This window comes from Acetatifactor sp. (genome assembly GCF_982438285.1).
The window spans coordinates 1-10206 of the sequence record NZ_CEWDFQ010000089.1 but is presented as its reverse complement, the minus strand read 5'-3'; the positions used below and the strand labels follow the sequence as shown (position 1 = coordinate 10206).

The 10206-nt window shown below is 50.5% G+C and carries 6 protein-coding genes and 1 pseudogene; all 7 read right to left on the bottom strand.

What is annotated here, in order from left to right; all coding sequences use genetic code 11:
- A pseudogene (locus tag AC1WIP_RS06255) lies at positions 1 to 294 on the bottom strand (phospho-sugar mutase); the annotation flags it as partial.
- Positions 295 to 360: 66 nt separating this feature from the next.
- Positions 361 to 2469, bottom strand: a complete 2109-nt coding sequence (locus tag AC1WIP_RS06250) for a glycosyltransferase family 2 protein (protein WP_481141033.1) — start codon at positions 2467 to 2469, stop codon at positions 361 to 363.
- 20 nt (positions 2470 to 2489) lie between these two features.
- Entirely contained in the window at positions 2490 to 4349 is a 1860-nt protein-coding gene (locus AC1WIP_RS06245; protein ID WP_481141031.1) for a glycosyltransferase family 2 protein, read from the bottom strand.
- A gap of 22 nt (positions 4350 to 4371) precedes the next feature.
- The gene (locus AC1WIP_RS06240; protein WP_481141030.1) at positions 4372 to 6456 is read right to left on the bottom strand and encodes a class I SAM-dependent methyltransferase; all 2085 of its coding nucleotides are present in this window, start codon (positions 6454 to 6456) and stop codon (positions 4372 to 4374) included.
- A 15-nt stretch (positions 6457 to 6471) separates the two neighbouring features.
- On the bottom strand, positions 6472 to 7749 hold the full coding sequence (locus AC1WIP_RS06235; protein WP_481141029.1) for an ABC transporter ATP-binding protein: 1278 nt from the start codon (positions 7747 to 7749) through the stop codon (positions 6472 to 6474).
- A gap of 4 nt (positions 7750 to 7753) precedes the next feature.
- Positions 7754 to 9271 carry a DUF6056 family protein gene (locus AC1WIP_RS06230; protein WP_481141028.1) on the bottom strand — a complete coding sequence of 506 codons (1518 nt, stop codon included), beginning with the start codon at positions 9269 to 9271 and terminating at the stop codon, positions 7754 to 7756.
- Between the two features lie 23 nt (positions 9272 to 9294).
- A partial coding sequence (locus tag AC1WIP_RS06225) for an ABC transporter permease (RefSeq protein WP_481141027.1) occupies positions 9295 to 10206 on the bottom strand: 912 nt, incomplete at its 5' end.

Here is a 10206-nt window from a genome sequence, read left to right as displayed (position 1 = left end):
CTCCGGCGACATCCGGCGGGAGTCATAGGCGATGGCAACGCCCTTCTCGCCAGTTCCCTGCTTCAGAATATAGTTTGCCAGACCCTGGGTCGCCTTTCTCACCGTGTACAGGTTCATGCGGTTTGTCCCTGCGCCGATGATGCCCCGCAGCCCTCCGGTGCCAAATTCAAGCTCCTTGTAAAACCTTTCCTCGATTTCCTTCTCGTTATCCCGGATCGCCAAAAGCTCGTTTTTGGTATCCTGATCAAAGTAGTCGTCCTCCAGCCAGAAGTTGAATTCATCCATATAACTCATTTGCGTATCCTCCTCTTCTTTCTACGGAATATTTTATCACATCCATCCCTATTTATCCACAGGATTTTACGCATCCTTCACTTTCAGGGAAAAATCACTGCGGTCCAGAGAAAAGTTGGGATTGTAGTAGGGGTCTCCTTTTGCCAGAACCTCCTTCCATTTTTCCCGGAATCTTTCAGACTCTCTGTCGTAGCGCGCGGCTCTCTCTCCGGTGTCGTCAAGCCCTCTGGAGACGGACTCATAGTGAAACAGCTCTGCAAAGGGTGTAAAAACGTTCAAAAGTCCCTTCTGCCGCAGCTTCAGGCAAAAATCTACGTCGTTTAAAGATACGGCAAAGCCCTCATCCAGACCTCCAGCCTCCTGATACAGGCTCTTCTTTACCAGCAGGCAGGCTCCCGTCACCGCAGACACATCCTGGGCATAGCAGAGCCGTCCCATATACCCCAGATTCTGCCGGTGCTGCTTGTAATGGGTATGTCCCGCAGTCCTGTGGGCTCCCAGACCGATGACCACTCCCGCATGCTGTATGGTCTTGTCGCCATAATAAAGCTTTGCCCCTACAGCCCCCACATCCTGACGCTGGGCATACATGAGCAGCTCCTCCATCCAGTTGACAGTAATAACCTCCGTATCATTATTCAACAAAAGAATATAATCCCCCTCCGCATAAGAGACACCCAGATTATTCACTGCAGAATAGTTGAATTCTCCGCTGTAGACCACCACACTGATCTGGGGTGTGTCTGCAGTCTGCGCATTCTTTTCCCTATGCAGTATGCCGCCGTCCCGGCCGCACACCGTCATCTTTTTTGCAGTCTCCAGATAAGGATACCCCAAGAGCTCACTGTAATACTCCCAGGTCTCATTCTCCCTGCTGTTGTTTTCCACAATGATAATCTCATAATTATCATAGGTAGATTTTTCCAAAATGGAGCTTACGCATCTCCTTAAATCTGCCACATGATCCTTGTTGGCAATCACAATAGATATCCTGGGACTGCCGATAATCTGATAGCGTATGCGGAAAATGGTTTCAAAGGCCCTGGTGCTGATGATCTGAAAATGGGAAAAACCGTGCTTTCTCAAGTGCTCCGCCACAGCTCCCTTTGCCGCCTCTATAGCGTAGGGCTTTGCCTCAATCCCAGAGGCCACGCTGCCAGAATGGCTCCTCCAATAATACATCAGCCTGGGCACATGGACAATTTTTTTTGCATTGTCGGTAAGTCTTAAAATCATATCGTGGTCCTGGCTGCCGTCAAACTTGGAGCGGAACAATTCATTTCCATCCAAGAGCTTTCTGGCAAAGACGCTGAAATGGCAGATATAATTGTTGGCTCTCAGATTGTCCGGCGCATAATCCGGCTTAAAGTGCATGGTGAGCATCTTATTAATGTCGCCGCTCTTGAAGGTGGTCTCATCGCAGTACAGATAGTCCGCTCCCTGTTCGTTCACTGCCTTTGCATATTCATAAAGCACAGAAGGATGGAGGATGTCATCGTGGTCAAACAGGCCGATATATTCTCCTGTGGCCAGCTTCAGACAGGCGTTGGTATTTCCGGCGATGCCTTCGTTCTTTGGCAGCTTGCTGTACACAATGGTTCCAAGCTTCTTTTCCTGGGCCTGTTTTTTGTATTCCAGGCAGACCTCCCCCACATAGGAATGGTCCCCGTCGGAGCCGTCCGCCAGGCACAGCTCCCAGTTTGTGTAGGTCTGGTTCATCACAGAATCCAGCATCTGGGTCAGAAATTCTCTGGGGGTATTGTACAACGGCACCAAAATGCTGAATTTTATCATTCTGGGGAAAACCGTTTCCCTCTCTTTTGCCGCCTGGGCCTGATCCGGAAAGCTCTCCGTGCCGAATTGGCGCATAGCCTTTTTTTCTCTTTTCTTATAATCCAGCTTGAGAAGCACTCCTTTAGGGCCTCCGCAGTTGGACAGCCTGTCCTTTTGCCGGATGACCCAGTGCACTGCTTTCCTTGCAGGCTTGCTGGCCTTCCACAAAGGATTCTTCTGAATGCGGTCTATCTTCCAGTTAAGCTCCTCGCATCTGGACTCCAGATCGGCAATCCGGGCAGCCAAGTCCGCGCATTTTAAATGCTCTCTCTCATAGGCCTCTCTGTAAGAGTCCTCCCCCTGGTTTGCTTCCCCTGACATTTTGTTTTCTGCATCTGACATATTCCATTCCATGCCTTCCTTTATCTATTTTCTCCGCCTTCCCCTATCTCTATCGTGCGAAGACTCCACCAAAGCAATTTGGTTCCTGTGACTGTATTTTTTGCCGCCATTCCAACCCGGTAGGTCCCCCGGGGTAGATTTTCTTTGGAAACCTTAAGCCAGAAGCCGCACAGGCCTACCCGGTTCTGATCCGGCATATTTTCCACAAGATCCGGTCTGTACTGTCCCTTCGTCTTTTGGAAAAACAAGGCTCCCTTCTGATCCTCAAACAAAAGATATCTCTCATAGCAGGAATTGTCATCCCCCAGCACCACGCCGTAGCCCTGAAGAATCCCCTGTTCGCAGGATTCTACCCGAAAAAGCAGGCAGGGATCCTCACGAAAGCCCCCAAGCCTTGCCCTTCTCACCGCTCCCCTTTCCTCCTGCAGCTTATTTCCTGCAGTCTCAAAGGCGGGGCGGATGCGGGTATCTAATCCCTGGCGGCTTAAATGAACGGAATAGAAGGGGTCCTCCCCCGAAAGCGCCGGGTGCATTTCGTACAAAAGCGCCCGCTCCTTCAGGAGCCGGTTCAGCTTTTCCTTTGTCTCATCGTCCCCCCGGCTTAAGGATTCGTGATGATAAGCATATAAATCGTTTCGGCACACATTAAAATACCCCAGCTCCCAGAGCTTAAAGCAAAGCTCCACATCGTTGAAGGCCACCTTAAGCCGGGGAGAAAATCCTCCCGCCAGGCAGAATTTTTCCCGTTCCACCATCAGACAGGCCGCCGTCACCGCCAGCACGTTCACAGGTCTTTTGTTCCAGTCAAAGTAGTAGGACTGCGTATCCTCAAGAAACTGCAGCTTGTGCACCGGACCCATGGGAAGGTTGACGATGCCCGCATGCTGGATACGCACCGAATCAGGGTAATACAGCTTGATTCCCACCGCGCCCGCATAAGGCTTTCCTGCGCTGAGCGCCATTTGCCTGAGGCAGTCCTCCCCGCACAGCTCCACGTCGTCATTTAAAAAAAGCAGAAATTTTCCCCTTGCCCTTTTTGCCCCCAGGTTGCACATGCTGGAAAAATCAAATTCCATGGACTGATACAGGTAGATATGCTCTGAAAGCATCTGCTCCAGATGCCGCCTGTTCTCAGCACTGCTGCCGTTGTCCACCACAATCACTTCCAGCCTGGTCCCCGTCCCCGCCCTTTCCAGGGCCTTCAGGCAGCGTCCAAGGAGCTGGGGATGATCCTTGGAGCAGATCACCGCGGAAACAAAGGGCTTTTCGTCTGTTGTGCCTGCTGTGTCTGCCGCGTGGAGCGCGTCTTCCTTTCTGGCCGTATCAGGCTCCTTTTGGCACTTCTCCATAGCCTCCCTGCTCTTCCAGTGAAACAGTATCCGGGGAATATGTGCTATGGACCTGCAGCCTCTTTCATAGCCTTCCGCCAGCTCCACGCAGGTTTTGACAAGCGTCCTCTCATCCACCGGCTCTCCGCAAAGGGCTGCCGCCTGCTCATAAAGCCTTCTTCGCACGGCAGTCAGGCCTCCGAAATAAAAAAGACTATCAAACAAATCCGGAGACCAGTCCGGCTTGAACCAGGGACTGTGCCTGAGCCCCCCGGGAGGTGCCTCCCACACATCCTCGTCGCCGTAAAGCACCTGCGCCTCTGGATGGCTTTTAAAATACGCCCCAAGGAGAGCATCTGCACCTTTATCCGGCGCCCCTTCTTCTGAGCAAAAAAGCACAAAGGGAGACCCTTCCCCTGAGATCTCCGGAGAAGAAAATGTCTGCCCTTCACACCACTGCTCATAGGTCATACGCCTTTTTGCCAGGAGACGCTCATATTTGTTATTTTCCCGTTTTGTCAGCATATTCTTTGCCAGACTCTTTATGCTCAAATCCTTGCTCCTTTGCCCCGGACTATAGCAGCCGCTTTACTGCCCCCGCCAGATCAGAGGCCATCTGCCCGGAAAGCCGCACAATCTCCATACGCACGGAAAGCAGATTCTCCTCCCCGGTTCCCAGAGCGCTTACTCGAATGTTGATATTGGGATCGGTGGTGGGAAATACAATACATGGTCCCTGATCCTTATCCTCCCTGTCCGCCGGCTTTGCAATCCGTCCGTTGACAGTAAGCACCCCCCGGCGCTCTAAGGGCACCCGCTGCCCGTTAAAGGTCATGCCAATAATCTTAACCATACAGTAATCCATAGCCGGATCGATGCGCAGCATCTTCACATCTCCGCTTACCGGGATGGAAAACTCGATCAGGTTTTCTCCCTGATAGGCCTCTCTCACGAAGTAGGAATCCTCCTCGCGATAGCCTGTTCCCTTATCTTCATATATCTGTACCCGGTTTACTGCTTCTGAATCCTGATACCGGTCGATCCACTTCTGGGGAACCATGATGCGCCGTCCCATCAGCTCCCGCAGCTTGGCCATAGAAGCGCGCTTTCCTGTGACAAAGCTCTGGAAATCCATTTCCTGACGCTTTAAGTCCTCCGCCTCCTCCTCTGTGATGTGAAGCAGCTGCAGGACTCTGGATATATCCAGCTTTTCCCTCCTTTTATCCTCTAAAAGATAGCAGTACACAGCCCGGAAGGCCAGCTCTCTGGCAGGAATTGGCTTCCCAAAGGTCCACTCATAGTCGATCAGCGTCCAAGTATCCCCATTTACCAGTATATTGGAAAATACCAGATCAAAATCCGACACCGGATATTCGCTGTGGTAGCCGATCCGATCCAGATATTCCGAAAAGCATTCATAAAAGCCCTCCAGGTCGTCCCGCTCCAGATATTTGTCCATATGCTCTGAGAGCGGCACCCCGTCCACAAAGGCAAATTCCGCGCAAAGCTCCCCATCCTCCTTCAGAGTACATTCATTGATGGAAAGTCTTCCGCTCTCATAGCGTTTCGTCAGGCTTTCACAGGCCGCCGCCATTCCCCGCACATGCTCCTCTGCCTTTGGGCTTAAGGGATACTTCCGCACTGCCTTCTCTCCCTTGCTGCTGCGGCTGATCTGGGTTTTTACAGCATACTCCGGCGCCCGGTCATTGGAATATTTTACATATTTCACAGAGATCTCCGGACCGATCACTACCTCATAAGAATTGGAAAACACGGAAAACAGTCCATCCTCCACAATGCCGTCAAAGGCGTCCTTCTCCTGAAACAGCAGCATCCTGTCTCTGTCAAAATTACGCAGATTATTGCACAGCTCTCCCTTGCCCGGCAGATATGCGTCACTGTAGAGAGCGGTCATGAATTTATAGTCGGGATAGGGATAGTAAAAATGAGCCTCCTTTACGCCGCAGCGTCTAAAAATCCGCTCTAGTCCCCGTCTGCTGAAGGTGCGCACCCCGCCGCCCTGGGAATAATTTTCAATGCCGGAAAAATAGGTTCCCAGATGGTCCTCCCTGCAGCCCGCAAAATATTTAAGCCCATATTTATTCTCTATGGCAATGACAATCCTGCCCCCTGGTGCCAGATGAGGCATAAGAATCCGCAGAAAATCCTCGTAGGGCGTTTCCGTTCCCATATAGCTTTGTCCGTATTCAAACACTCCGATCAGAAAGATATAATCATAATCCCCCGGCAGGTCTGGCTCTATATCCTTAAAATTCCCCACATGGATGGTGACGTTTTCACATTCCTTATGCCGGTATGCGTTGATCAGACTTCGCTTTTTTGACAAATCCACACAGGTCACATGACCGCATTTGCGGGCAAGGGCTCCGGTGACGGCGCCGCAGCCGCTTCCCACCTCCAGCACCTTGGCATTCTCATCCATTGGGAGCCAGTCCACAATATTCTCCCGCAGAGGAGAAAGATGGTAGAGAATCGGCCAGCTCTTTTTCTCCTCAATCTTCGCCCCATATTCCTCAGGCGGGAAATTCTGCACAATGGAGAGCAGCTCATCCTCCACTGCGCCGTCGCAGTACAGGTCCTCCCCTGTATATCTGCTGTAATCCAATGTAATCCTTCCAATCTGTTCTGTCTTTTCCAAACTCAAATCCTCTTCCTACTCCTCACTGTCCGTTACCGTTACCTGTGAATCCATATCATAAAAGCCCACCGTGTTCTTATCGGATACCACTGTCACATTCAGGGCGTCATACAGTCTGTGATAGACCTCAAAGACATCCTTATTGTACCCGGTCACCCCCAGGGACAAGAGATACTCCCCTCCCTGCAGGCTCATTTTCTGGGTAAAGGAGATCTCCTTCACCGCTCCCGCCTCCACACTGTCTAAAAAGGACTTCTCGATCATGGAATTGGTGCCGGTGATCTCCGTGCCCGTAACATTCTTAAAAGAAAAAGCAAAAATGGGCGCCGGGATCGTATCCCTAAATTTTACCTTCATGTGCAGCGTAAACACCGTTCCCTTAATCACAGCCGTTGTCCGCACACCCTGGTCGTCTGTAATATAGTATTCCACAATTTCGGCCTGCTTTGTGCCATATTCCAGCAGATGGGGATTTTCTCCCTTGGAAGCAGCCTGGGCCGCCCTCCTTACATCGTCATCCTCCAAAAGCTCCTGATTTTTCTCCACCGCCTCATACTGGCCCACAAGCACACGCTTATAAGCGTCAATCATCTTCTTTGGAGAACCCTCTCCTAAAAGATTTCCCTTGTTCAGGAGAAATACCCTGTCACAGTACTTGCTGATGCTGCTTAAATCATGGCTTACAAACACGATGGTCTTGCCCATCTCCTTAAATTCTTCAAACTTGTGGTAGCACTTGGCCTGGAAAAATACATCCCCCACGGAAAGAGCCTCGTCCACGATCAGTATCTCCGGGTCGATGTTGATAGCCACCGCAAAGGCAAGCCGCACGAACATTCCGCTGGAATAGGTTTTCACCGGCTGATAGACATAATCCCCGATATCTGCAAATTCCAGTATTCCCGGAAGCTTCTCATCAATTTCCTTCTCGGAAAATCCCATCATGGTGCCGTTTAAGTACACGTTTTCAATACCGTTATACTCCATGTTAAACCCGGCCCCCAGCTCCAGAAGGGCCGATATCCGCCCGTTTACCTGCACCTTTCCCTGGGTAGGGTTTAACACCCCGGTAATGATTTTCAGGATGGTAGATTTTCCGGAGCCGTTGGTGCCGATAATCCCCACGGTCTCCCCTCTGTAAATGTTAAGGCTCACACCGTTTAGGGCATAGTGCAGCTTGTGAATCTTCTTTTTCCCAAAGCCAAAGGCTTCCTTCATCCGGTCCTGGGGCTTGTCATACAGCTTATATATTTTTTTGACATCCCTGACCTCTATGGCAACATTCTGTTCCATTCATTCACTCCTCTGTATCCTTCACCACAACGGAGGCTTTTCCATACCAGTTCGCCACGGCCCGGTTCGTCTCGTTGTCCGGGTCGTCGGATAAATCCCCCATGCACAGCAGCCACGGCCTGTAACGATAGGGAGAAAGCACCACATCTGGTTCACTGCTCTTTAGGATTTCCACCCGCTTTCGATATTCCTGATAAAAATTGTAGGCCTCTCCCGTATGCACATAATAATAGGCCCCAAAAGAAGAATAATTTCCCGCCTGATTCGGTGAAACGGAAAAAATTACCAGCATAACCGCTCCTAAGATGGGATAAAACCACCAACAGGGAAGGCTGCCAAATCCCTTCTTTCTTTTTTCCAGACAGCCCGAAAGCCACCCGAGAAAATATACCTCATTGAAAAGCAAAAGAAGCTGCCAGGTGATCTTCACCGCATTTAACGTTCTGGAAAGCCCCGCATGGCCAAGCGAGTACAGACTGGACGTAAATCCGGTGGCATACAGGCAAAGGGACCAGGCTGCCACCAGCCCCGGCAGATGAAAGGAAATCCTGCATTTTTTTACCATCTGCCAGATCACCGGCAGAAGCAGAACCATAACCGCAAGGGTGATAAAGCCTGTAAACTCCCACATATGGCCAAAGGCCTCCAGAAAGGAATGCCGCACAGCGGACAGAGGAGAAAGCCCCCAGCCCACATAGCTGCGGGCCCTGACTTGATTGCCCGGAGCGGCTGCATTTTTGTAGAATCCCACCGCATATACACAGACAGCCGGCAGTAAAAGAAGAGTCCGCTTAGGCTTTTTATACCAAAAAATTCCTGCGGCGCCAACACTTAACAGCAAGAGGCCTCCCTGCAAGGCTGTCACATAGTTGCTGCCCGCCACAAGAAGCGCCAGAAGCATACTTAAGATCACAAGGGCAATCCGCTTAAGCCTTCCCGAAACCAGAAGAAGCTTGATCACGCACGCGGTAAACAGCATGCAAAAGGCGTGCATCCCCACATAATGAATTCCCGCGTTATACCAGAAAAACCCGGCCTGGGAGGAATAGATCAGCACAATCACCATCGCCGCAGTCACTGACTGCAGAACCACACAGGAGGCCCCGTCACCTCCTGCCACATCCATCACCAGAACCTTTACCAGGACAAAGATTCCGGTAAGCAGCAGGGCAAAGAGAAATAAAGGCCCTAGAAAATACTTGTCCTCTCCCCATATGCCCGGCATCAGTGCCATAAAAAAAATGGAGGAATAGGTTCCCTGCCAGGCATACCACTGGGTTTTCACACAGGAAAGGGCGCCCTTTAAGGCCCCCCAGGGGGAATCTGTCATTTCCATCCACGCTTTGGCAAAGCTTCCATAATTGTAATCATCATACCAAGGCACCGCATAAAAGGAAATGCGCACCAAGGGCACCAGCAAAAGCGCCAGTGCAAGCAAAGCGAAAACGGCAGTCAGCCTCACAGAGGGCTTCCAGAAAAAAATTTTTTTCAGCTTTTTAGAAAAATTTCCCATATCCGTCATCAAGCCTCTTCCAAACCACAAAGCTACAGCACATCTGCAAAGTGTACCTTGAGCCGCTTAAACACCAGGGCTCCTATTCCAAACAGTACCACTGTCACAATCCAAAAATACATGGTGGAGAAGAAATCCTGGAAAAACCATTCCCTTTCATAGATGGCGCTGCGGTAGCCATTTACGATGTACACAAGAGGATTCAGCTTCAAAACCTGCACCCAGTCCTGATGAATAGAGTTAATATCCCATAAAATCGGGGTGGCCCACATGCCGATCTGCAGGGCAATGTTGATAATCTGGGACAAATCCTTGAAAAAGACCACAACTGCACAGGTTGTATAGCTTAAAGCCAGAACAAAAATAAACAGACAGGCACTGTAGTAGAACAGCTGCAGCGTGTACACGCTTGGATAATAGCCATAGGCGATTGCCACAATCAAAAGAATTCCCACAAAGAACACATGGATGAAGGTAGCTGCAATCACCTTGATGATCGGAAGGATGCTGATCTTAAACACCACCTTCTTCACCAGATAATTGTATTCCAAAAGCGCATTGGTGCCATTGTTCAATGCCTCGCTGAAATAAAACCAGGGCACCAGGCCCGCTGTCAGAAACAGCACAAAGGGAACCTCCACGCCGCTTCGAAGCACGGGGCCGCTGCTGCCAAATATTTTATCAAACACCACATAATACATCAGCACTGTCACCACAGGCTGGGCCATGGCCCACACCGCTCCCAGATAGGAGCCTGCGTAACGCTTTTTAAAGTCATTTTTTGCAAGCTTCCAGATCAGATGCCTGTTTTGAAACAGCTCCACCGGCAGGGAGGTGAATTTATCATACCATTTAGAAAAAATAATGCAGGAGGCCAAAATGACAACACAGGATATGATCTTTTTCAGAAGCTCCTCCTGCCTGTCCGCTCCCGGATTATAATG

What these genes read in the sequence shown, in the direction of transcription:
- AC1WIP_RS06250 (WP_481141033.1), bottom strand. Translation starts at nt 2,469, where the DNA reads ATGTCAGATGCAGAAAACAAAATGTCAGGGGAAGCAAACCAGGGGGAG.
- AC1WIP_RS06230 (WP_481141028.1), bottom strand. Translation starts at nt 9,271, where the DNA reads ATGACGGATATGGGAAATTTTTCTAAAAAGCTGAAAAAAATTTTTTTC.
- AC1WIP_RS06235 (WP_481141029.1), bottom strand. Translation starts at nt 7,749, where the DNA reads ATGGAACAGAATGTTGCCATAGAGGTCAGGGATGTCAAAAAAATATAT.